The sequence below is a fragment of the Phyllobacterium sp. T2-21 genome (assembly GCF_055378485.1).
In genome coordinates this window covers 2,717,792-2,739,864 of the sequence record NZ_AP027912.1, presented here as the reverse complement: position 1 = coordinate 2,739,864, position 22,073 = coordinate 2,717,792, and the positions used below count along the sequence as shown (strand labels likewise).

The following is a 22,073-nucleotide window of genomic DNA, read 5'->3' as shown; positions in this document are numbered from 1 at the left end:
TAGTTTTTTACATATTTGTGACCGCAACATCTTGTGTGTCACATATGTGGATAACGGGGAGAACTTTCGCTTGTTTTTCCGGTAGCTGGCTACGGATGGAAACGTGGCGCCAATGGCGTCCAACACCACCTATTGTGGGTTCTTGTCCTTCAGGCGCTCATATTCGAGGGCGTCGCGTGTGGCATTTTCCGTATCGCCCTTGGCGTTATAGGCAATGGCACGGTTGTAAAAGGCGGTGGGATAGTCCGGCTTGAGGCGGATAACGGCGGTGTAACCGGCAATCGCCGCGTCGAGATCGCCTTTCTTTTGAGAGGCATAGGCTTTGCCATACAGGCTGTCGATGTCTTCGGGGGCCAGTTTGAGCGCCGTGTCGTAGTCCTCGATTGCCTGATCGTAATTGCCCAGGTCGTGCCTGGCGTAGCCTCGGCTGTACCAGGCATCCTTGAAGTCCGGCTTCAGGGCGATGGCATGGGAATAATCGGCAACCGCAAGATCAAGCTTCTGGACATCCAGATAGGCGTTGCCCCTGTCATAATAGGCCTTGGCGCGCAGCTTATCCGGCGCGCTGTCAATCCAGTTGTTGCAGTTGCTGATTCGCTCTTCCGGCGATGATGATGCGGTCTCGTCGATGCAGCCATGCTCGATCTTCTGCAATTGCGTATTGTCGAGAGCGAGGGCAGGGCTGGAAAGGATGGCGATGATGGCGAGCGAAAGATTGAGGCGGATCATATCGCTCGTCCCGACCATCAGCGCGGGGTGACGAGCGCCGGATCAAAACTCGCAATGAGGGCCTTCAGTTCCGGTTCTTCGACCCGGCGGGCGCATTCTTCGACGCTGACCCATTCGAGGCGGCGTTCGCCGCGTTCGGGCCAGCTCTTTTCCTGATGGGAAAAATGCATGGGAAAGACGTCGACGACGAAATCGCCGCATTCGCCTTCCGACATGTCATGCTTTTCATAGCGATAGACACCGATGGAGAAGGGGGCGATATCACCGCGCGCACCGGCTTCCTCATAGGCCTCGGTCTTGGCCGAATGGGCGAAGGTTTTGCCAACCTGCGGCCAGCCCTTGGGCAGCACCCATCGCCCCGTGCCGCGACTGGTGATCAGAAGAATCTCTGTCTGGTGCTTTTTGACCCGGTAAACGAGAGCGGCAACCTGGCGGATTCTGCCGTCCGGCATTTCAATCCGCTTTTCCGTCACGATCTCGTTGGTGTAATTTAAGTTCAATGCTCCGCTCTTTTTTTGCGATTTGTTTCAATGATTGTGAACCGATTCTTGCAAATCGCAATCACTCTCAGGCTACTGTTCCTAGCTTATATGCGACTTGTGTCGATTTTTTGAACAGCAGTGCAAAAAAACCACAGCGGATCCTGCGGAGGCAATATCACTTCGAAGGCAGGGAATCCATTCTACGGAAGAATGAGAGGCAGCCGGAATGAACGGCGCCGGTCAGGATATACCATGGCCTCCAGCGAGGTCATGGTTCCATTCGTGTTTGGGCGGAGGCAGTTCGGGCTACCCCCGCAGGAAATGGCTGGTTAGCCCCGGTGTCCCTTGGTGATCGGTTCCTGATAGGTCAGGCCCATATCCCAGGGGAAATAGATCCAGGTGTCCTGCGAGACTTCCGTGACGAACGTATCGATCAGCGGGCGGCCCTTCGGCTTGGCGTAGACCGTGGCAAAATGCGCCTTGGGCATCATGGCGCGCACGACCGCAGCGGTTTTTCCCGTATCGGTCAGGTCGTCGATGACGAGAATGCCCTCGCCACCATCTTGCAGAAGGCGCGGATCGACGTCCTTCAGCACCTTGAGTTCGCCCTGTTCCTCATAGTCGTGGTAGGAGGCGATGCAGACGGTTTCGATCATGCGGATGCCGAGCTCGCGGCAGATGATTGCCGCCGGCACGAGGCCGCCGCGGGTGATGGCAACCATGGCGCGCCATTCGCGCTGCATGCCCGCTACACGCCAGGCAAGGGCACGGGCATCCCGATGGAACTGGTCCCAGGACACCGGAAAAGCTTTATCGGGAAGAGACATGGCGCACTCCATCAAGAAAACACGAAACAGGCGGAGCTAATCCGCTAGGGAATGCGTCTCGCAATAGCGGGAAATGCCTGCCCATGGCAAGCCGCTTGCGCAGCCTGTCCTTTGCAAGGGGGCAGAAACATGTGATTTACGGCTCTATCCGCTCAATCGTCAGCGTGACATCAGCGTCAGGCAGGGCATGTCCGATATGAACGAGCTCGTCACACCGCCGAATACCCATTCCTTGAGGCGCGACTGGCTATAGGCACCCATGACGATCAGATCCACCTTGTCGTCGGCAATCTTGCGGCGCAGGATCTTGTCGGCGGCCTCGCCATTGGATTCAATCGTGAAAGGATTGACGTTGACGCCGTGGCGGCGCAGGGCGTCCGAGAGCGGGGTGCCCGGAATATCCATGTTCGGGTCGGTGGTTTTCTTCGGATCGATCCAGACGACATCCGTGCGCTCGGCCTTGATCAGGAAGGGCAGGGAATCGAACGCCGCCCGCGAAGCCTCGCGCTTGCCGTTGAAGGCAACAAGCACGCGGTTGATTTTCGTGGGGAGTTCGATCTTGTAGGGGACAAACAGCACGGGACGCCCGCTTTCCATGACAAGCGGGTCGGTGACATCGTTGACGCTGTCCGGATCATCCGGGTCCGGTTGCCCGGCCACGATGATATCCGCACGCAGGGCGCTCTGGGTGACACCGGCCGACGGGCTGCTGCTCTCCGAGCGGACGATGCGGAACTCGTGGGAAATCCTGCCCTTGCCCATTTCCTTGTTGAACAGCGCAGAGATCGCCTCCGAATTCTCCTTGTGGCGCTGTTCGTGCGCCTCGAACAGGGTCGTATCGGCAAAACCGGTGGGATCTGCGTAAACGATGGGAGAGGGGATCGTGTAAAGGCCGATGATGTGGGCTCGTTCGCTTGAAGAGGCGATCAGCTTTGCCGCGCCCATAACCCTTGGCGCCTCGCGCTCGCTGCGGATAAAAGCGATGATCGTGCGAAATGCCATGCGGGCCTCCATCGGTTGACAGGTCGATCTTGCTATTCAGAGCATTATACGCTCCGAACGCAAGACCGGCGCGTGTGATTTTATCGCAGGTGCGAACCGGAACGTTGGCCGCAGGCCTATGGTTCCTCAGATTTGTTTGGCCGATGCGAGTTGGTCCACCATGGCCCGTACGGCCTGCTCTGCGGCGGCAAGCTTGTCCTCGTCACGGGCGCGGACAACCAATTCCGTTGAAAACCTGTTGTTTTCGTACTTCGGATAGGAGCCGATGATCGTATCGGGGTGCGCCGCCTGGATATCGCGCAGCGGTATGGCAATCGTGCCTTCGCCGAACGGGCAATTGACCGAACGGGAAAGCAGCTGCTTGCCGACCCTCAGCGTGGGAATCACATTGTCGAGCATCGCCTGAAAAATCGAGGGAACACCTGCCATCACGTAGACATTGCCGATGTTGAACCCGGGCGCGGTCGAGACGGGATTGTCGATATGCACGGAACCGCGCGGCATGCGCGCCATGCGCTGGCGGCTTTCGGTGAACTCCATGCCGCGCGCCGCGTAATTGTCGCCCATCAGCTGCATGGCCTTGGCATCATGCTCGCAAGGCACGCCAAATGCCTTGGAAACGGCGTCCGCCGTAATGTCGTCGTGGGTCGGGCCGATGCCGCCTGAGGTGAAGACATAATCATAGGCGCCGCGCAGGGCATTCAACGCGTCAACGATGCGGTCTTCCTCATCCGGAACAATCCGCACTTCCTTCAGATCGATGCCGACCGCCGTCAGAATATCGGCGAGATGGCCAATGTTCTTGTCCTTGGTCCGGCCGGACAGCAACTCGTCGCCAATGGCAAGCATGGCAGCGCTCACGACTTCATTCGTCATCTGGATTCTCCTATCGCGGGGGCGACCGTAATGGGCGCAAACAGCCGCCGCAAGCCATTTCAAATGGTGAACAGTTTGTCGCGACAATGTCTGTTTTAACGAACAGCGAAAAGCTTAACCTACGGGACATGGCGGCATTTTCCCGTCCAACCGATGTCAACGATGGAGACGATCATGGCCAAGGTGTTGGTGCTTTATTATTCAAGCTGGGGACATATGGAGCAGATGGCCTATGCCGCTGCGGACGGCGCACGGGAAGCCGGCGCCGAGGTCACTGTCCGGCGGGTGCCGGAACTGGTTCCGCTCGATGTGGCGAAGGCCTATCACTACAAGCTCGACCAGAAGGCAGAGATTGCCACGGTGGACGAGCTCGAAACCTATGACGCGATCATTGTCGGCGTATCCTCGCGCTTTGGCTCGATGTCGGCGCAGATGAAGAATTTTTTCGACCAGACCGGCGGTCTCTGGGTCAAGGGCGCGCTGATCAACAAGGTCGGCTCGGTCATGGCGTCTTCCGCCACCCAGCACGGCGGCCAGGAACTGGCGCTGGTTTCCACCCAGTGGCAGATGCAGCACCATGGCATGATCATCGTGCCACTCTCCTATGCCTATCAGGCGCAGATGGGCAATGACGTCGTGCGCGGCGGTGCGCCCTATGGCATGACCACGACGGCCGATGGCGACGGCTCGCGGCAGCCTTCGGCGCAGGAACTGGAAGGCGCAAAATTCCAGGGCAAGCGCGTTGCCGAGATCACCATCAAGCTGCACGGCTGATTGAATCAGCCAGCCGGCGCAAGCCGCCTGAGCGGTCCTGCCGCCAATTCATCAGGACGCAGCGTCAGTACGGACACACCGGAGGTTGTAACGGCAACGGTGTGTTCAAACTGTGCGGAAAGTAACCCGTCTCTCGTCACGACAGTCCAGCCGTCGGCTTGCGTTTTTACGGTCCGTCGGCCCTGATTGAGCATCGGCTCGATGGTGAAAACCATGCCCTCACGCAGGGTGAGGCCGGTTCCCGGTTTTCCGAAGTGCAGGATCTGGGGTTCCTCATGCATTTCCCGGCCGATGCCGTGGCCGCAATATTCATGCACCACGGAATAGCCATGGCGCTTGGCATGGCGTTCGATTGCCCAGCCGATGTCGCCAAGCCGCGCACCCGGTCGAACGGCGCGGATACCCATCCACATGGCTTCGTAAGCGGTGTGGACCAGCCGCCTGGCGGCCGGATTGACGCTGCCAACGAGATAGGTCTTGCTGGAATCTGCGATATAGCCGTTCTTCTCCAGCGTGATGTCGAAATTGACGATGTCGCCGTCCCGAAGCACCTCCGATTGGGACGGGACGCCATGGCAGACCACATCGTTCACCGAAGAATTCAGCACAAAACCATAGCCGTACTGGCCTTTGCTCGCAGGGCGGGCCTGAAGATCATGGACGATGAAACGCTCGGCCATTTCATTGACCTGAAGTGTCGACATGCCGATCAGCGAGGTTCGATCCAGCAGCCCGAACACGGACGCCAGCAGCCGGCCGGATTCGGCCAGCAGCGCCAGTTCCTGGGGCTGCTTCGTCATGCTTCGCTCGCGGCCAGCGGTTGCGCGGATACGCCGGCGGAACTGAGTTCGCGCTCGATGATCGCGGTGAAACTGAGCGTCGGATTGGTCTCGCAGAGCATGCCGATTTTGATCCAATAGGCGGCCTGCGCATTGATTGAGCGGCACGATACTTTGCTCGCCCTGCGCAGCTGATCGTGCAGATCGTCATCTATGCTCACGATGCCCATGGGTATCTCCATATATGGTTCATATATGAATCGCATATAGTATGGATATGAAAAGGCCAAGGGCAACGTTGCACAGCAGCATGATGAAACGTGCGGGGATGGGAAATGGTGCGGACGGCGGGGGTCGAACCCGCATGACCTATGGCCGAGGGATTTTAAGTCCCTTGCGTCTACCAGTTTCGCCACGTCCGCGCGCCTATGCTTTTCAACGGTTCGGACGATTCCGTCAACAGCCGTTTGCCGGAAAATCGGGGCTCGATCACGTTCCCACGCCCATGGTCCAATGACCGGGCCCCGAAGCCGGAAGCAACCGGCATGACAGAGGCGGATGAAGGGCATGGAAATTTAGTTGAAAGTTCAGTTTAATTTTGGGCGCTATTATCTTCACAAGAAAGCGCAAAAGGAAAGGGCGGGATACTGACCGATCCCGCCCCTTCACCCCACCCCAGGAATTGTTCTTGTTTTGGTGAGGCTTGAATATTCGTGTGAGATTTGCTGTTCAGATGCCGCCGTCAATCTTGCATTCCAAGCGCACGAAGTACTCAGCGCTCTGTCGTTTCACCACTCACAGGCTGCCGACCGCATTAATCGTAGACGTTATGCTCGATCTCTCCCTGAACATTGCAACTACAGTTAGCGACATTAGCCACTTGCATAGACTTGAAAAGGGACGCTGCTGTCCCTTTTTGAAATATGCCCGTTGCGCCGACCCAAACGTGCGCGAAGCATTTCATGCAACGGGATGTGCGGCGCGATCATCGACTGCACGTACTGGTGGATTTCCACATCCAGTTGGACTAGAAGCGGCTTATCCAAAAGTATGAGAGAACAATGTCCGCTATTCCGCTTCAATCTCCATTGCGCAGTGTCAGACAGCTGGCGTCGGAGAATCCGGGGCTGTTGTTTGTTCTGCTGTATTTCGCCTTTCAGGTGGTGTTCCTGACGATCATTTCCAACGGCGCCGGTGTCGATGATGCCGAGCAACTGGCCTATGTCGGCGCGCTGCAATGGGGCTATGGCGGTTCGCAGCCACCGCTTTATACCTGGATAAACAGTGTGGCGGGGGATATCCTCGGCATCCGCATGTCGACCGTCTTCCTGGTGAAGTTCGGCATGCTGGCGAGCCTCTTTGTCAGCGTTTATGCCGGCGCCCGGCTGCTGGGAATGCGCAAAGCCGTTGCAGCGGCCGGCATGGTCGGCGTGTTTCTCCTGCCGCAGATCGCCTGGGAATCACAGCGAACCCTGACGCACTCCGTCGGCGCGACCACCGGTTGCGCCTGGGCATTCCTTGCCTTCGCCTGGCACATGAAATCTCGCTCCTGGCTGTCTGCCGCCTTGCTGGGGCTGGGCATCGCTGCCGGACTCCTCGGAAAATTCAATGCAGGCTTTTTTCTCGTCGGCTTGATCCTGGCCGGGCTTTCCGTTCCGGCCTACCGGGCCGTTCTTCTGTCGTCCAAGTCCATTCTGACACTCGTTGCCTTTTTCGCTGCCGTGACCCCGACTGCCCTTTGGGCGCTCTCCCACATGGACAACCTTCTGGCGCGCTCGCACAAGTTCCAGATCAACGAGGGCGGGCAGTTCATCGCCAGCCGGTTGCACGGCGAATGGAAACTGTTCCTCAATGGCGTCCTCTTCTCCGGCGTCGCGCTGGTATTCTTTGCCGTCGCCTGGTGGCGGAGCCGGGCGCAGCAGGTCACGCCGAAGGCAGGTTTGAGCGACGGCGAAACCTTTCTCGGCCGTGTCCTGCTTTTCGCCCTGGCGGCCGTCTTTGTCGGCGTGCTCGTGAGCGGTGCCGCGGAAGTCAAGGATCGCTGGCTGCAACCGGTGCTTTTTCTGTCGCCGCTTTATCTGGCAATGCTGCTTGGCCGTTACATCGCGTCGGATCTGCCGCTGAAACGCTTCGCCATTGTCGGTGCGCTGTGCGGACTTGCGGTCATTCCGATACTGGCCGTCAATATCCTCTATGCCTATGAGGGCGGCGCTCCGTCCATCGGCCAGCTCGACTATGGCAAGCTCTACGCGGCGACACAGGCCGACGGACATTATGTGACCGTCGTTTCCGACGGTCCGCAATTGCCGGGCAATCTGCGTCTTTACGATCAGTCCTTGAGCCCGATCCACTGGGAGATGCCCAATGCGGCGGCCCGTATCCGTTTTCCCGCGCTGTTTGTCTGGTTCGGCGAAGCTCCGAACCCGGTGGTGCAGGGGCTGATGCAAGGCGCCGGCATGACCAACCCGCCCACGGACATCAAGCACATAACGCTCGGTTACAAATACTATCCGGATCAGACCAAGGTTGTGAGCTACGTGGTTGTTCCGGCGCGTTGACAAGCAGACGGATAGGCATGCCGCCCTTATCGTCTGACGCCGTGCGGCGATTGCCCCGAGATTTCAGGTTTTTTTCAACGATTGCGCTGGAATCACGGTTGCAGGCGTCTTTTTCGTATATGGATTATATTCGTAATGAGTGAGGTGATGAGATGAGCAGACAGGCGAGAACCAGCAACAAGCCGCAGGCATGGACAGAAGCAGCGCCCCTGCTGGTGGATGTCGCCATGGGCCGCAGTCATGCCGATCTTGTCGTGCGCAACGGCCGCCTTGTCAGCGTGTATTCCGGCGAGATTATTGCGGGCATCGATATCGCCGTTGTTGCCGGGCGGTTTGCCTTTGTCGGTCATGGTGCGGAACACTGTATCGGACCGAAGACCAAGGTGATCGATGCAGGCGGCCGCTACCTCGTGCCGGGCCTGTGCGATGCGCATATGCATGTGGAAAGCGGGATGGTCACCGTCACCGAATTCACCCGCGCCGTCATCCCGCATGGCACGACGTCCATGTTCATCGATCCGCATGAAATCGCCAATGTGCTTGGTCTGGAGGGCGTCCGGCTCATGCACGACGAGGCGCTGGCCATGCCGATCAACGTGCATGTGCAGATGCCGAGCTGCGTTCCCTCGGCGCCGGGCCTCGAAAATGCCGGTGCCGCCATCAGCCCGGCCGACGTGGCGGAGGCCATGACCTGGCCGAACATTGTCGGGCTTGGCGAGGTGATGAATTTCCCCGGCGTTGCCAACAATGATGCGACCATGCGCGGCGGTATCGATGCGACGGTCAAGGCCGGCAAGACCGTGGGCGGGCATTTTGCCTCGCCGGAACTCGGCCGTGCCTTCCATGGCTATGTGGCAGGCGGGCCGGAGGACGATCACGAGGGCACGCGCATGGAAGATGCGATTGCCCGCGTGCGCCAGGGCATGCGCGCCATGCTGCGCCTCGGCTCGGCCTGGTACGATGTCGCCAGCCAGATCAAGGCGGTGACGGAGCAGGGAATCGACCCGCGCAATTTCATCCTGTGCACCGACGACAGCCATTCCGGCACGCTGGTCAATGACGGTCACATGGACCGGGTGGTTCGTCACGCAATCGCACAGGGATTGAAGCCGGTGACGGCGATCCAGATGGCGACGCTCAACACCGCCCAGCATTTCCGGATGGAGCGCGAGATCGGGTCGATCACACCCGGCCGCCTTGCGGATTTCCTGATTGTTTCGGATCTCGCCAATCTGACCATCGACCGGGTCTATGGCCGCGGCGTGCTCCTGGCGGAAAAGGGCAAGCTTGCCGCCGACATTCCGGCCTATGACTATCCGGCCTTTGCCAAGAATACGATCAAGCTCGGCAAGAAACTCAATGCCAGGGATTTCGACATCAAGGCGCCGAAACCCGGCAAGCAGGTGACGGCGCGGGTGATCGGCGTCATCGAGAACCAGGCGCCGACAAAGGCGCTGGAGGCCGAACTGCCGGTGTCCGACGGCATCGTGCAGATGGACCGGCGCAATGATGTGTGCCAGATCGCTCTGGTGGAGCGGCATCGCGGCACCGGTGCCGTCGTCAACGGCTTTGTCTCCGGTTTCGGCTATACGCTGGATTGCGCCATGGCGTCGACGGTTGCCCATGACAGCCACCACATGATCGTTGTCGGCACCAACAAGGATGACATGGCGAAAGCCGCCAACCGCCTTGGCGAAGTCGGCGGTGGCGTGGTGCTGTTCTCCAAGGGACGCGAGCTGGCGCTGGTCGAAATGCCGATTGCCGGACTGATGTCGGACCAGCGGGCGGAAGTCGTTGCAGCCAAGGCGGACAAGCTGGTGAACGCTATGCGCGCCATGGGATGCAGCCTGAACAACGCCTATATGCAGCACTCGCTGCTGGCGCTGGTGGTCATTCCCGAATTGCGTATTTCCGATGTCGGCATTATCGATGTCAGAACATTCGAGAAGGTTGACCTGTTCCTATGACTGCATTCATCAAGGCTGTGGACCGCGCGACGGAAAAAATGCGCGCGCTGTTCCCGGAAACACCGCTGCAACTCAATCATTATCTTTCGCAAAAATATGGCGCGCAGATCTGGCTGAAACGCGAGGATCTGTCGCCGGTGCGCTCCTACAAGATTCGCGGTGCCTTCAATTTCATTGCGCATTACTTGAATGAGCACAAAACGGAAGATGCGACCTTTGTGTGCGCTTCGGCCGGCAATCACGCGCAGGGTTTTGCCTTCATCTGCCGCCATTTCGGCAAGCATGGTGTGGTCTTCATGCCGGTTACAACCCCGCAGCAGAAGATCGACAAAACCCGGACATTCGGCGGCGAGTTCATCGAAATCCGCCTCGTCGGCGACATTTTCGACCAGTGCTACGCGGCGGCGCAGGATTTTGCCGCCGACAACAGTGCGGTCATGGTGCCGCCTTTCGATCATGCGGATATCATCACCGGGCAGGCGACCGTCGCGCACGAGATCGCGGCGCAGCTTCCCGACAAGCGCAAGCCGGACCTGATCATCCTGCCGGTGGGCGGCGGCGGACTTTCTGCCGGTGTGACGCGCTATCTCACCGATCTTGGCTGGGAAACCCGGTTCCGCTTTGTCGAGCCTGCCGGTGCGCCCAGTCTCAAGCGCAGTCTGGAAGCGGGAAAGCGCGTCAAGCTCGATACGGTCGACAACTTTGTCGATGGCGCTGCCGTTGCTGAGATCGGCCGGGAAAACTTCAAGCTTCTCAAGGAGTTCACCGCGGATTCTGTGATGTTGATTCCGGAAAACCGCTTGAGTTCGACCATTATCGAAATGCTGAACATCGAAGGCATCGTTGTCGAACCCGCCGGGGCGCTCGCCATCGATGCCCTCAAGGATTTCAGGAAGAGCGACCTGAAGGGCAAGCGCATTATCCTGGTGATCTCAGGCAGCAATTTCGATTTCGAACGCCTGCCGGAACTGAAGGAACGTTCGCTGCGCTATGAGGGATTGAAGAAGTATTTCATCTTCCGTTTCCCGCAGCGTCCGGGTGCGCTGCGGTCATTCCTCGATCTGCTCGGTCCGGAGGATGATGTGGCGCGCTTCGAATATCTCAAGAAATCGGCCCGCAATTTCGGTTCGGTGCTGATCGGTATCGAAACCAAGAACAAGGCGAACTTCGACGCCTTGTTCAAGCGCTTTGACGAAGCGGGTTGGGCCTATCAGGACATCACCGACAACGAAACGATCGCCGGTTTGATTATTTAAGCTACTTATAGTTGCAGTTCGTTTTATCGAATGTCAGACTATTCACTGGGGCGATAGTCCAACGGGGTATGTTTTCAAATGACTGATATTCAACAGAAGCCAACATCGCATTGGCGCATCATTCTTGCTTTTATTCTTGATTTCATCACCGCCTTTGCCGTCCTCGGCTATGTCGTGGCGAGTTTTCTGGGTGGAAAGACCGAAAACGGCTTTTCTCTCAATGGATGGCCGGCGCTGGTCTTTTTCGCATTGATGATTGCCTATTTCGTTGTGGGGAAACGGGTCGGCGGGACGCTGTGGAAGCGCATTCTCGGCGTCAGGTAATGAGGCTGTATGGGGCGCAGAACGACCTACATCATTCTGTTTCGCGGCGTCGGCGGTGCAACATCGCTGCCGGTGCAGCCGTTGAAGGCCGCGCTTCTCGCCGACGGTTTCGAGAAGGTTGCCACCTATATCAATACCGGTAACGTGGTTCTGGTTTCGGACCGGACGCCAAAGCAGATTGTCGCAAGAGTCGCGGCTATCGCTTTGGAAAAATTTGCTTTTTCCAAATCCATCATGATCGTCAGCAAGACTGCATGGAAGAAGCTGATTGCGGGCAATCCGTTTCCTGACGGCGAAGGCAACAAACTGCACGCTTATGTTCTGGAGAAGCATCCCGACCGGGAGGCCGTGGAAGCCCTGGAGCGGAAAAATGCCGGGCCGGAGCAGTTCGCCATCGATGGCACGGTGCTCTATTATTACCCGCCGCAGGGTGCCCCGGAATCGAAACTTTTCAGCAAGATCGAGACAACGCTCAAAGTCGCCGCGACGGCACGCAACTGGAATACGGTGCTGAAACTCGCGCAACTGGCGGAACAAATCGACAGGGGAGCAGAATGACGAAATATGTGGTGCTGTTCAGGGGGATCAATGTCGGTGGCAACAAGATCGTCAAGATGGAGACCTTGCGCACCGTCCTGGCGGTGGCGGGATTTGGCGATGTCAAAACCTATGTGCAGAGCGGCAATGTCATTCTGTCGTCGGATCAGACCGCACGCCGCGTTGCCGAAATCATCGGAGAAATCTTTCCGCGCACCTTCGGCTTTCCGTCGCGTGTGACGATCCGCACCGTGGACGAGTGGAACGCCATGGTGAGCAAGAACGCCTATCCCGAAGCGCTCGACAACCCGAAAAACCTGCATGCGGTGATCATGGACGATGATCCGACGGATGCGGCGCTGGTGGAGCTCGCCAGCCGGGCCGCTGCAACCGAGGAGTTCACCGTGCGCAACAGGGTGCTCTATCTCTACACGCCCGATGGCTTCGGCAGGTCGAAAATGGCCGAGGCGCTCGACAAGGTACTGAAAGTACCGCTCACGGCGCGCAACTGGCGGACGGTTCTAACGCTGCAGAGCATGCTCGCTGCCATTTAGCGCTGTTTCCAGCACGCGCAGGATGCGCGGCTCTGCGCATTGGGCGACGTTGAAGCGCATGTAACTGTTGGCCGACTGCGTCTGGCTGAACACGTTGCCGGGCGCAAAAACGATCTTTTCCCTCAGACCTGCCTGAGCGACTTTTCCGGCGTCGATGCCCTCCGGCAGTTTGCACCAGAGAAACATGCCGCCGCGCGGTTCGATCCATGGCATCACGCCAAGCGCTTTGAGTTTTACACTGGTTTCACCCATGCTGTGGGCGAGGCGAGCCCGCAGATGGTCCATATGCTTGCGGTAGGTGCCATCCTTCAGCATCAGCAGAACGAGTTCCGACGACAGGCGTCCGCCGCCGAAGGAGGTGGCAATGCGCAGGTCGACCAGGCCGTCGATCCAGTCGCGGCGGGCGGCAATGAAACCGCAGCGCACGGAGGCCGACAGGGATTTGGAAAAGCTGCCCATGTGAATAACGCGCTCCAGCCCGTCGAAGGCGGCGAGGCGCGGCGCTGGTTCATGTTCGAAATCGGCAAAAATATCGTCCTCGACGATGGTGAGGTCGTGCTGTTCCGCCAGCTTGAGCAGGCGGTGGGCGATGACAGGTGACAGCACCGCGCCGGTCGGATTGTGCAGGGCCGAGTTGGTGATGTAGAGGCGCGGGCGATGTTCCGCCAGGGCTTCGGCAAACCGCTCGAGGTCAGGTCCATGCGGCGTATAGGGAACGCTGATGATCTTGACCCGGTGTGCCCGTAGCAGGGCGTGGAAATTGAAATAGCAGGGGTCATCAACAATGACCGCGTCACCCGGTCCGACGAGGGAGCGGCACAGGAGATCGATGGCCTGTGTGCCGGATTCAGTGATCATGATCTGGTCCGGGGCTGCTTCGATCCCATGTTCGGCCATGCGCCGCGACAGAAGCTGACGCAGCGGCTTCAATCCCAGGGGTGTCGCATAGTCGGTCAACAGGGCGTCGTCGGCGCGCGCCAGTGTCCGCAGCGCGCGGCGTACGCCAGCCTCCGGCATCCACGACGCCGGCAGCCAGCCGCATCCGGGTTTGGGCATGCCGTCATCGGCATCCAGCGACAGGCGTGAAACCCACAAGGGGTCGATGGCGTGATCAAGCCGCGGGCCGATCTCCGCCAGGGACAGCGGCGGCATATGCCCGGCAACATAAAAGCCGGAGCCGCGGCGCGACTGGATCGTGCCCTCAGCCGCAAGCCGGTCATAGGCTTCGACAATGGTGGATTTCGATACCTGCATCGTTGCGGCAAAGCTGCGGATCGAGGGCAGGCGCGCGCCGGGGCCGAGCGTGCGCGCGGCAATCCGCTGACGAATGGCCTGCATCACTTGCTCGACAAGCGTCGTGTCACGTCCGGCAATTTCGGTTTTTTCATCCATCTGTACCGCTCAACATACCATGACAGTTTTTCTATATTGTACTGTACCGTCTCTGGAAAATCCATGGCTGTGAGGTATCGGCTGGTGACTGTTCGGACAAGGGTGTTTCGGGCAAAACGAGGTGTACTGATGGACAAGATGACGAGCGGCTGGATCAACGGATTCGTCGGAATGGTGATTTTCAGCGGCTCGCTGCCGGCCACCCGCGTGGCGGTCGCTGATTTCGATCCGGTGTTCCTGACGGTCGCCCGTGCCACGATTGCCGCTTTGCTCGGACTGGCCATGCTGCTGGCGTTTCGCGAGAAGCGGCCGGCCAAGGCGGATCTCATGTCCTTGCTGGTGGTGGCGCTCGGTGTCGTCGTCGGCTTTCCCCTGTTGACGGCGTTGGCCCTGCGTCATGTCACGTCAGCCCATTCCATCGTGTTCATCGGTCTTCTGCCATTGTCGACGGCGATCTTCGGCGTGCTGCGCGGCGGCGAACGTCCGCGTCCGGTCTTCTGGGTTTTTTCCTGTCTCGGCAGTCTGTGTGTTGTCGGTTTTGCCGTTTATCAGGGGGGCTCAGCCTCGCTGACCGGCGATCTCCTGATGTTCGCGGCCATTATTGTCTGCGGCCTTGGCTATGCGGAAGGCGCGCGGCTGTCGCGCAGGCTCGGCGGCTGGCAGGTCATCTCCTGGGCTCTTGTCGTGTCATTGCCGCTGATGCTGCCGCTGACACTCTACATCATGCCGCATGACTGGAGCGTGATCGGGCAGGGCGCCTGGCTTGGCCTTGCCTATGTCTCGCTGTTTTCCATGCTGATCGGCTTCATCTTCTGGTATCGCGGTCTGGCGCAGGGCGGCATCGCCGCCGTAGGGCAACTGCAACTGCTGCAGCCCTTCTTCGGACTGGTTCTGGCAGCCACGCTGCTGCACGAGACCGTGGGCTGGTCGATGATCCTGGTGACAATGGCCGTCATCCTGTGCGTCGCCGGCGCAAAGCATTTCGCCCGGTAAACGCTGGGGTGAAGCGCAGGATTTCAACCGATCCCCTTGCAAAGTGTATCGTTACTGTTTACAAAAACCTATGATCTTGCGCTTTCGACACAAGGGACTGGAAACTTTCTACCGCACAGGATCGACCCGAGGTATACAACCGGCCCATGCGCCAAAGTTGCTGCGTGTTCTATACGCTCTCGAGAACGCTGTTCGCCCGGAAGAATTGAACTTGCCTGCTTACCGGCTACACCCGCTAAAGGGCGCATTGAAAGGCCACTGGTCGATTTGGATCAATGGCAATTGGCACGTGACATTCCGTTTTGATGGAAACGACGTGGAACTCGTGGATTATCTGGACTACCACTGAGAGGATGCTGCAAATGATCAAGACACCACCTCATCCCGGCGAATTGCTCCGCGAAGATGTCTTGGCACCGCTCGGCATGAACGTTACCGAGGCGGCAAGCCGGCTTGCCATTTCGCGCGTTACGCTTTCGCGCATTCTGAACGGAAAGGCTGGAATAAGCCCGGATCTTGCTGTTCGGCTGGAGCGGGCGGGTGTCAGTACAGCGCGCTTTTGGCTGACACTGCAGACCAGCTATGAACTCGCCAAGGCTCTGCAGCACGAGCAGCCTCCCGTTAAAGCCATTCAGGTGCCGGACGCTGCTTGACGGAAATCAGCCCTGTCCAAGGTCTCACGCCAGCCAGTCGTGGTCATTTTTTCTGGTTTTCCGCGGTTTTCAAGAAAATCATTCTTTGCCAGCGCGCGTGGCAGGCGGTATGCGCTGAAGCGCAACGTCGAGAACGCATGATGAAAGCACTCCTGTCCAATCTGAAGCGATTCCTGCCCGCGCTGGCGCCGGTCAGCACCATGGAACGCCTGCGCGCCTGTTTCGGCGCTCTGCTGGGCGTCTTTGTCACCGGTGTCGTCAGCGAGCAGGCGCTGGGCGCGACAACGGCTGTGCCGCTGCTGATCGCGCCGATGGGCGCTTCGGCGGTTCTGCTGTTTGCTGTTCCTTCCAGCCCGCTGGCCCAACCCTGGTCAATCATGGTTGGCAATACCATCGCAGCGCTGATCGGCGTGACCTGCGCAATGTGGATTCCTGATCTCGTCATCGCCTCGGCGGTTGGCGTGTCCCTGGCGATCCTCGCCATGATCGCCACTCGTTCGCTGCATCCGCCAAGCGGAGCTGTCGCCCTGACCGCCGTCCTCGGCGGTCCTGTCGTGCATAATCTCGGTTATGGCTTTGTGCTGTGGCCGGTCGGGCTCAACTCGCTGCTGCTGCTGATTGCAGCTCTGGCCTATAACAATCTCACCGGCCGCCGCTATCCGCACATCGTGCCCGTTCCGGCCGCCAATGTGCACAAGACGGCCGATCCGCTGCCGACGCGCCGCATCGGTTTTACCCCCGCCGACCTCGATACCGTGCTGCGGCAGTATGACGAAGTGCTCAACATCAGCCCGGATGATCTCGATGCCATCCTGCACAAGACCGAGATGCAGGCCTATCGCAGGCGTTTTGGTGAAGTGCGCTGCGAGCAGATCATGTCCACCGACCTTGCCACGGTGAAAGCCGACACACCATTGCATCTCGCCTGGGCCCTGCTGGTCAAGCATCGCATCAAGGCATTGCCTGTCGTGAATGCCCACCGCAACATCATCGGCATCGTCACCCAGACCGACTTCATGGAAAATGCCAACTGGGATCGGGATGGCGATCTGCATATCGGTCTGGCACGCCGCCTGCGCCGCGCCGTCAAGCTGGATCGCCGGGCGCACCGCACGGTTGCCGATATCATGACGAGCGAGGTGCAGTTCGTCCGTCCGCAGACACTGGTGACGGACCTCGTGCCAGCCATGGCGGACCGGGGGCTGCATCATTTACCCGTCGCCGACGACAATGACAAACTTGTCGGCATGGTCACCCAGTCCGATCTCATCGCCGCGCTCTACAGCGGCAACCTGACTGCCGGGCGTCCGGACGAGCCACTGACTTTGGCCGGATGAATCGTTTCACCGAAAGCGCTATTTTGCGGCGCACAATAAAATCGTTTGCTTTTTTGCCCAAGAGGGCCCATATGCCAGTCAGGCGCTTGGACCGGACACTCCGGTCTTCCGATTGCGGACTTCGTGGCGTCTAAGACCTGCTGGCACACTGTCACAGGCACGGCTGCGCAAGTCGCATGGAACCGGAGGGTTCCCCGCGTCTCGTCGTTCATCCCGAATATGTTACATGCAGGTTGCGCCCTGTGATGTGTTTATGGCCCGTGATTCCCATCGCGTCTGGCCAATGAAAGAAGATTGAATTGGAAAATATTGAAAACACCGGCTTTGCCGCCATGGGTCTGAATGCCATCCTGCTGAAAGCAGTCGAGGCAGCTGGAATGGCTACTCCCAAGCCCATCCAGCAACAGGCTATCCCGGCACAGCTCGCCGGTCAGGACATTCTCGGCATCGCCCAGACGGGCTCCGGCAAGACGGCGGCGTTCAGCCTGCCGATCCTGCAGAAGATCCTGACCATCGGCGACAAGCGCAAGGGCAAGACCGCCCGTGCGCTTATCCTCGCACCCACCCGCGAACTTGCCGTGCAGATTGAAGAAACGGTCCGCAAGCTCTCCAAGGGCGCGCATATTTCGACCGCGCTCGTGCTCGGCGGCGTGTCGCGCGTGGCGCAGATCAACAAGATGCAGGGCGGCGTTGACGTTCTCATCGCCACACCCGGCCGCCTGACCGATCTGGTGCGCGACAACCGCATTGACCTGTCGGAAACACGCTGGCTTGTGCTTGATGAGGCCGACCGCATGCTCGACATGGGCTTCATCAATGATGTGAAGCGCATTGCCAAGGGCACGCACAAGGACCGCCAGACTGCGCTGTTCTCAGCCACCATGCCGAAGGAAGTGGCAACGCTGGCCGAAAGCCTGTTGCGCAACCCGATCCGCGTGGAAGTGGCGCCGCAGGGCACCACCGCTGCCGAGATCAAGCAAGTCGTGCACATGATCCCGACCAAGCAGAAGAAGCAGGTCCTGTCGGCCATGCTGAAGGACGAAACGCTGTCTTCGGTCATCGTCTTCACCCGTACCAAGCATGGTGCCGATGCCGTCACCCGTGTTCTGGAGAAGGACGGCTATGACGTGGCTGCCATTCACGGCAACAAGTCGCAGAACGCCCGCCAGCGCGCCCTCAACGGTTTCAAGGACGGTTCGGTGCGTGTTCTGGTTGCCACCGACATTGCCGCGCGCGGCATTGACGTCGTCGGCATCAGCCACGTGATCAATTTCGACCTGCCGGATGAGCCGGAAAGCTATGTGCACCGTATCGGCCGCACCGGCCGCAACGGCGCATCGGGCAATGCGATCACCCTTTATGATCCGGCTGAAGAAGCATCCAAGTTCAAGGCCGTCGAGCGTGTCACACGCATGCGTCTGCCGCTTGCCGATTCGCCGATTGATCTGTCGAGCCTGCCGGCACGTGTTGCCAGCAATGATCAGCGTCCGGCACGCCGCGAAGGCGGCAATGGCGCACCGGCCAAGAAGCCGCATCGCGGCCAGGCACCCGGCAAGCCACGCGAACCGCGCGGCGAAAAGGTCTGGAGCAATGATGGCGGCGCCCCGGCGCAGAAACGCCCGATGCGCCGCAACAAGCGCAAGAGCTTCGGCGCCAAGGCAGCCTAAACCTCGCGACAAAGAATCAATCAGGCCGCCGGTACATCGTACCGGCGGCCTTTTTGTTGGCATCGGCTTGCCGTGATGCGGCAATGCCGGGAAATAAAGACCTGCATTTGCATGACTTTCTGCCATTCGGTGCTTGAATGGTGTGCTGCGGGCAAATAGGTTCAGGCCAAGCAGAATGAGGACTTGGCCCATGTTGAATTCAGTGATCGACGCCATCGGCAACACGCCGCTTATCCGCCTGAGCAAGGCATCGGCTTTGACCGAGTGCGATATTTACGGCAAGGCCGAATTTCTGAACCCGGGACAGTCGGTCAAGGACAGGGCGGCGCTCTATATCATCCGCGATGCGGAAAATCGCGGCCTGCTGCGTCCGGGCGGCGTCATCGTCGAGGGCACGGCGGGCAATACGGGCATCGGCCTGACCATGGTCGCCAAGACCCTGGGTTACCGCACGGTCATCGTTATCCCGGAGACACAAAGCCAGGAAAAGAAGGACGCCCTGCGGCTGCTCGGGGCTGAACTGGTCGAGGTTCCCGCGGTTCCCTACAAGAACCCCGACAATTACGTGAAAGTCTCCGGCCGCCTTGCTGAACAGATGGCAAAGACCGAGCCGAATGGTGCGATCTGGGCCAACCAGTTCGATAATGTTGCCAATCGTTTGGCACATGTGGAAACGACTGCGCCGGAAATCTGGCGCGATACCAATGGCAAGGTTGACGGCTTCATCTGCGCCGTTGGTTCCGGCGGAACCCTCGCGGGAACGGCAGCCGGGCTCAAGGCGCGCAACAAGGACATCAAGATCGGTCTTGCCGATCCGCTGGGGGCAGCGCTTTATTCCTACTACACATCGGGCGAATTCAAGGCCGAAGGCAGCTCGATCACGGAAGGTATCGGGCAGGGCCGCGTGACCGCCAATCTGGAAGGTTTTACCCCGGACTTTTCCTATCAGATACCCGATGCGGATGCGCTGGATGTGGTGTTTGATCTGGTGACGGAAGAGGGGCTTTGCCTGGGCGGTTCGTCCGGAATCAATATTGCCGGTGCTATCCGTCTGGCGCGCGACCTTGGTCCGGGCCACACCATCGTCACGATCCTCTGCGACTACGGCAATCGCTACCAGTCAAAAATGTTCAATCCTGAATTCCTGCGTTCCAAAGATCTGCCGGTACCGCGCTGGATGGAAGCGAAGACGGCCATATCCGTTCCGTTTGAAGGCAATCACTGATGGCATACGATACGACGATACTCTTCCGCGACGATTCCTATCTGAAGGAAATCGAGGCGACTGTCCTCGCCATCAATGAACGCGGCGGCATTCTCACGGACCAGACGATTTTCTATGCCACGTCAGGCGGGCAGCCCGGCGATACCGGCGTGTTGGTGCGGGCGGACGGCAGCACGATTGCCATTGCCGCGACAGTGACGGGCGAAAGCAAGGAAGAAATCATCCACGTGCCGGCGCCGGAGCAGCCGGTGCCTGCCATCGGCGAAAAGCTCGTCCTGCGTATCGACTGGGACCGGCGCTACAAGCTCATGCGCATGCACGCCGCCTGCCATCTGCTCAGCGTTGTCTGTCCGTTTCCGATCACCGGCGCTTCCGTTGCCGAGGATGACAGCCGGGTTGACTTCGACCTGCCGGATGCCGGTGTGACCAAGGAGGATGTGACGAAAAAGCTGATGGAACTGGTCAATGCCAACCATCCGATTTTTACGCGCTGGATTACCGATGAAGAGCTTGCGGCCAATCCGGGTCTGATCAAGTCGAAGAACGTGCGCCCGCCGACGGGCACCGGGCGCATCCGCCTTGTCTGCATCGGCAAGGATGCATCCATCGACTCGCAGCCTTGCGGCGGAACGCATGTGGCAACAACAGGCGAAGTCGGCGTGATCCATATCGGAAAGATAGAAAAGAAGGGCAAGGAAAACCGGCGGTTCCGTATCCGCTTCGGTGCCTCGCCGGAAGGAGAATGACCGTGGCTGACAAGAGCGCTTTTGTGGTTTCACCCGACTGGTTGCAGGAGCGGTTGGGCCAGCCGGGCCTGAGCATTCTCGATGCGTCGTGGTATTTCCCGTTTCTCAACCGCGACGCGGAGGGCGAATACAAGGCCGCGCATATTCCCGGCGCGGTGTTCTTCGATCATGAAAAACTGTCGGATCCGGAATCGTCCCTGCCACACACATTGCCAAAGCCGGAAGCTTTCGCGGCGGCGGTCAGCAGCATGGGCATCACCAACAGCGATACGATCGTCGTCTATGACGGGCCCGGCATGAACACCTCACCGCGCGTCTGGTGGATGCTGCGCGTCATGGGCGCAAAGAATGTCTTTGTCCTGGATGGCGGCTACGATAACTGGAAGAAGGATGGCCGGCCGGTCACCAGCGGCGTCACAAAGATCGCGCCATCGGCTTTCATCGCGGATTTTCAGGCGGAGAAGGTGGCGAGCTTTACCGACATGCGCACGATCGTCGATACGGGATCACGCCAGATTGCCGATGCGCGGGCGGCAGGCCGCTTTGTCGGCACGGACCCGGAGCCGCGCGCAGGGCTTCGCTCCGGCCATATGCCGGGTGCGCGCAACGTGCCGTCCTCGACATTGGCGGACAAGGGTTATCTGAAGGATATCGCCGGTCTGCGGCAAGTTCTGGATGATGCGGGCGTCGATCTTTCCCGTCCCATTGTCACCAGTTGCGGCTCAGGCATCACGGCCGCCGTGATCACGCTGGCGCTTGAATCCCTCGGGCACAAGGACAATATCCTCTACGACGGATCGTGGAGCGAGTGGGGTGCACACAAAGATACGCCGGTTGCAACCGGTGAAGCAGAGCAATGACCGAGGCCGCAAAGCCCAAAATACTGAAGACGCGTGTGACCCTGCTGGAAATGACCAACCGGCCGGTCTATTCCATTCCGACGCCAGCCAGCTTCAAACTGGCGATCATGTCGGCCAAGCGGATATCCCTGCCGTTTTATCGCTTTCTCTACGAGCAGGTCGGCAAACCGCATCACTGGTTTGTGCACCGGAACCTCAGCGATGAAGCACTGGCTGCCGCCATTCACCGGGATTCGGTTGAAATCCATGTGCTTTATGTGGACGGCTCGCCTGCCGGCTTTTTTGAGCTGGTGCTCAATCAGGAGCCGGGTGTGGCGGAAATCCTTTATTTCGGCCTTGTGCCGGAGTTTCAGGGGCGGGGTCTTGCAAAATTCTTCCTGAGCGAAGCCATCGTCACGGCGTGGATGAGCAGCCCGGAAAAGGTCATCATCGAGACCAACACGCTCGACAGTCCGCGTGCCCTGCAAATGTATCAGCGCATGGGGTTCAATCCCGTCGGCTTCGCCGATGCGGAAATCGAGGCCTGGCTGTAACG

The 22,073-nt window shown here is 59.2% G+C and carries 24 protein-coding genes and 1 tRNA gene; 16 read left to right on the top strand and 9 right to left on the bottom strand.

Annotation, left to right across the window (positions count from 1 at the left end; translation table 11 throughout):
* Nucleotides 1-129: 129 nt before the first annotated feature.
* The 5 genes from ACZ5FP_RS13810 to ACZ5FP_RS13790 all read right to left on the bottom strand — a co-directional run bounded on the left by ACZ5FP_RS13810 (nucleotide 130) and on the right by ACZ5FP_RS13790 (nucleotide 3,916).
* Entirely contained in the window at nucleotides 130-729 is a 600-nt protein-coding gene (locus tag ACZ5FP_RS13810) for a tetratricopeptide repeat protein (RefSeq protein ID WP_464660765.1), read from the bottom strand.
* Between the two features lie 17 nt (nucleotides 730-746).
* Nucleotides 747-1,181, bottom strand: coding sequence for an NUDIX hydrolase (locus ACZ5FP_RS13805; protein WP_464663271.1), 435 nt, complete (start codon nucleotides 1,179-1,181; stop codon nucleotides 747-749).
* A gap of 359 nt (nucleotides 1,182-1,540) precedes the next feature.
* Nucleotides 1,541-2,038 carry a xanthine phosphoribosyltransferase gene (gpt, locus tag ACZ5FP_RS13800; RefSeq protein ID WP_223613101.1) on the bottom strand — a complete coding sequence of 166 codons (498 nt, stop codon included), beginning with the start codon at nucleotides 2,036-2,038 and terminating at the stop codon, nucleotides 1,541-1,543.
* A 159-nt stretch (nucleotides 2,039-2,197) separates the two neighbouring features.
* Entirely contained in the window at nucleotides 2,198-3,040 is an 843-nt protein-coding gene (locus tag ACZ5FP_RS13795) for a universal stress protein (protein WP_464660762.1), read from the bottom strand.
* A 126-nt stretch (nucleotides 3,041-3,166) separates the two neighbouring features.
* On the bottom strand, nucleotides 3,167-3,916 hold the full coding sequence (locus ACZ5FP_RS13790) for a competence/damage-inducible protein A (RefSeq protein ID WP_464660761.1): 750 nt from the start codon (nucleotides 3,914-3,916) through the stop codon (nucleotides 3,167-3,169).
* Between the two features lie 174 nt (nucleotides 3,917-4,090).
* Here ACZ5FP_RS13790 and wrbA point away from each other — a divergent pair, with 174 nt between their 5' ends.
* Nucleotides 4,091-4,690, top strand: a complete 600-nt coding sequence (gene wrbA, locus ACZ5FP_RS13785) for an NAD(P)H:quinone oxidoreductase type IV (RefSeq protein WP_223613104.1) — start codon at nucleotides 4,091-4,093, stop codon at nucleotides 4,688-4,690.
* Nucleotides 4,691-4,695: 5 nt separating this feature from the next.
* On the opposite strand, the gene map is transcribed toward wrbA, so the two are convergent.
* From map to ACZ5FP_RS13770, 3 genes are all read right to left on the bottom strand, one after another.
* A complete protein-coding gene (map, locus tag ACZ5FP_RS13780) occupies nucleotides 4,696-5,490 on the bottom strand; it encodes a type I methionyl aminopeptidase (protein ID WP_464660758.1) in 795 nt (264 codons plus the stop codon).
* Complete coding sequence (locus tag ACZ5FP_RS13775) at nucleotides 5,487-5,699, bottom strand: ParD-like family protein (protein WP_288193223.1); 213 nt, start codon at nucleotides 5,697-5,699, stop codon at nucleotides 5,487-5,489. The genes map and ACZ5FP_RS13775 overlap by 4 nt, the downstream gene beginning before the upstream one ends.
* Nucleotides 5,700-5,805: 106 nt before the next feature.
* A tRNA-Leu gene (locus tag ACZ5FP_RS13770) sits at nucleotides 5,806-5,891 on the bottom strand.
* A 639-nt stretch (nucleotides 5,892-6,530) separates the two neighbouring features.
* Here ACZ5FP_RS13770 and ACZ5FP_RS13765 point away from each other — a divergent pair.
* From ACZ5FP_RS13765 to ACZ5FP_RS13740, 6 genes are all read left to right on the top strand, one after another.
* A complete protein-coding gene (locus tag ACZ5FP_RS13765) occupies nucleotides 6,531-8,027 on the top strand; it encodes an ArnT family glycosyltransferase (RefSeq protein ID WP_464660756.1) in 1,497 nt (498 codons plus the stop codon).
* Between the two features lie 152 nt (nucleotides 8,028-8,179).
* Nucleotides 8,180-9,994: an adenine deaminase gene (gene ade / locus ACZ5FP_RS13760; RefSeq protein WP_464660755.1), complete on the top strand. Its 1,815-nt coding sequence runs from the start codon at nucleotides 8,180-8,182 to the stop codon at nucleotides 9,992-9,994.
* Entirely contained in the window at nucleotides 9,991-11,250 is a 1,260-nt protein-coding gene (gene ilvA, locus ACZ5FP_RS13755) for a threonine ammonia-lyase IlvA (RefSeq protein ID WP_464660754.1), read from the top strand. The genes ade and ilvA overlap by 4 nt, the downstream gene beginning before the upstream one ends.
* Nucleotides 11,251-11,328: 78 nt before the next feature.
* On the top strand, nucleotides 11,329-11,574 hold the full coding sequence (locus ACZ5FP_RS13750; RefSeq protein WP_223613110.1) for an RDD family protein: 246 nt from the start codon (nucleotides 11,329-11,331) through the stop codon (nucleotides 11,572-11,574).
* A gap of 9 nt (nucleotides 11,575-11,583) precedes the next feature.
* The gene (locus ACZ5FP_RS13745) at nucleotides 11,584-12,132 is read left to right on the top strand and encodes a DUF1697 domain-containing protein (RefSeq protein ID WP_464660753.1); all 549 of its coding nucleotides are present in this window, start codon (nucleotides 11,584-11,586) and stop codon (nucleotides 12,130-12,132) included.
* Nucleotides 12,129-12,665 carry a DUF1697 domain-containing protein gene (locus ACZ5FP_RS13740; protein ID WP_464660751.1) on the top strand — a complete coding sequence of 179 codons (537 nt, stop codon included), beginning with the start codon at nucleotides 12,129-12,131 and terminating at the stop codon, nucleotides 12,663-12,665. Before ACZ5FP_RS13745 ends, ACZ5FP_RS13740 begins: the two co-directional genes overlap by 4 nt.
* On the opposite strand, the gene ACZ5FP_RS13735 is transcribed toward ACZ5FP_RS13740, so the two are convergent.
* Nucleotides 12,633-14,057 (bottom strand): aminotransferase-like domain-containing protein, encoded by a 1,425-nt coding sequence (locus ACZ5FP_RS13735; RefSeq protein ID WP_464660749.1) that lies wholly within the window; start codon nucleotides 14,055-14,057, stop codon nucleotides 12,633-12,635. The genes ACZ5FP_RS13740 and ACZ5FP_RS13735 overlap by 33 nt on opposite strands.
* Nucleotides 14,058-14,186: 129 nt before the next feature.
* Between ACZ5FP_RS13735 and ACZ5FP_RS13730 the strand changes: the two genes are divergently transcribed.
* The 9 genes from ACZ5FP_RS13730 to ACZ5FP_RS13690 all read left to right on the top strand — a co-directional run bounded on the left by ACZ5FP_RS13730 (nucleotide 14,187) and on the right by ACZ5FP_RS13690 (nucleotide 22,071).
* Nucleotides 14,187-15,050 carry a DMT family transporter gene (locus tag ACZ5FP_RS13730; RefSeq protein ID WP_464660747.1) on the top strand — a complete coding sequence of 288 codons (864 nt, stop codon included), beginning with the start codon at nucleotides 14,187-14,189 and terminating at the stop codon, nucleotides 15,048-15,050.
* 70 nt (nucleotides 15,051-15,120) lie between these two features.
* Complete coding sequence (locus tag ACZ5FP_RS13725) at nucleotides 15,121-15,399, top strand: type II toxin-antitoxin system RelE/ParE family toxin (protein WP_464660745.1); 279 nt, start codon at nucleotides 15,121-15,123, stop codon at nucleotides 15,397-15,399.
* Nucleotides 15,400-15,412: 13 nt separating this feature from the next.
* The gene (locus ACZ5FP_RS13720) at nucleotides 15,413-15,703 is read left to right on the top strand and encodes a HigA family addiction module antitoxin (RefSeq protein ID WP_223613116.1); all 291 of its coding nucleotides are present in this window, start codon (nucleotides 15,413-15,415) and stop codon (nucleotides 15,701-15,703) included.
* A 140-nt stretch (nucleotides 15,704-15,843) separates the two neighbouring features.
* Nucleotides 15,844-17,040 (top strand): HPP family protein, encoded by a 1,197-nt coding sequence (locus ACZ5FP_RS13715; protein WP_464663269.1) that lies wholly within the window; start codon nucleotides 15,844-15,846, stop codon nucleotides 17,038-17,040.
* Nucleotides 17,041-17,372: 332 nt separating this feature from the next.
* Complete coding sequence (locus tag ACZ5FP_RS13710; protein ID WP_223613487.1) at nucleotides 17,373-18,707, top strand: DEAD/DEAH box helicase; 1,335 nt, start codon at nucleotides 17,373-17,375, stop codon at nucleotides 18,705-18,707.
* 190 nt (nucleotides 18,708-18,897) lie between these two features.
* Nucleotides 18,898-19,932, top strand: a complete 1,035-nt coding sequence (locus ACZ5FP_RS13705; RefSeq protein ID WP_464660744.1) for a cysteine synthase A — start codon at nucleotides 18,898-18,900, stop codon at nucleotides 19,930-19,932.
* Nucleotides 19,932-20,678 (top strand): alanyl-tRNA editing protein, encoded by a 747-nt coding sequence (locus tag ACZ5FP_RS13700; protein WP_464660742.1) that lies wholly within the window; start codon nucleotides 19,932-19,934, stop codon nucleotides 20,676-20,678. Before ACZ5FP_RS13705 ends, ACZ5FP_RS13700 begins: the two co-directional genes overlap by 1 nt.
* Nucleotides 20,679-20,680: 2 nt before the next feature.
* Nucleotides 20,681-21,538, top strand: a complete 858-nt coding sequence (gene sseA, locus ACZ5FP_RS13695) for a 3-mercaptopyruvate sulfurtransferase (RefSeq protein ID WP_464660740.1) — start codon at nucleotides 20,681-20,683, stop codon at nucleotides 21,536-21,538.
* Entirely contained in the window at nucleotides 21,535-22,071 is a 537-nt protein-coding gene (locus tag ACZ5FP_RS13690; protein WP_223613121.1) for a GNAT family N-acetyltransferase, read from the top strand. The genes sseA and ACZ5FP_RS13690 overlap by 4 nt, the downstream gene beginning before the upstream one ends.
* The last annotated feature ends 2 nt before the right edge of the window (nucleotides 22,072-22,073 follow it).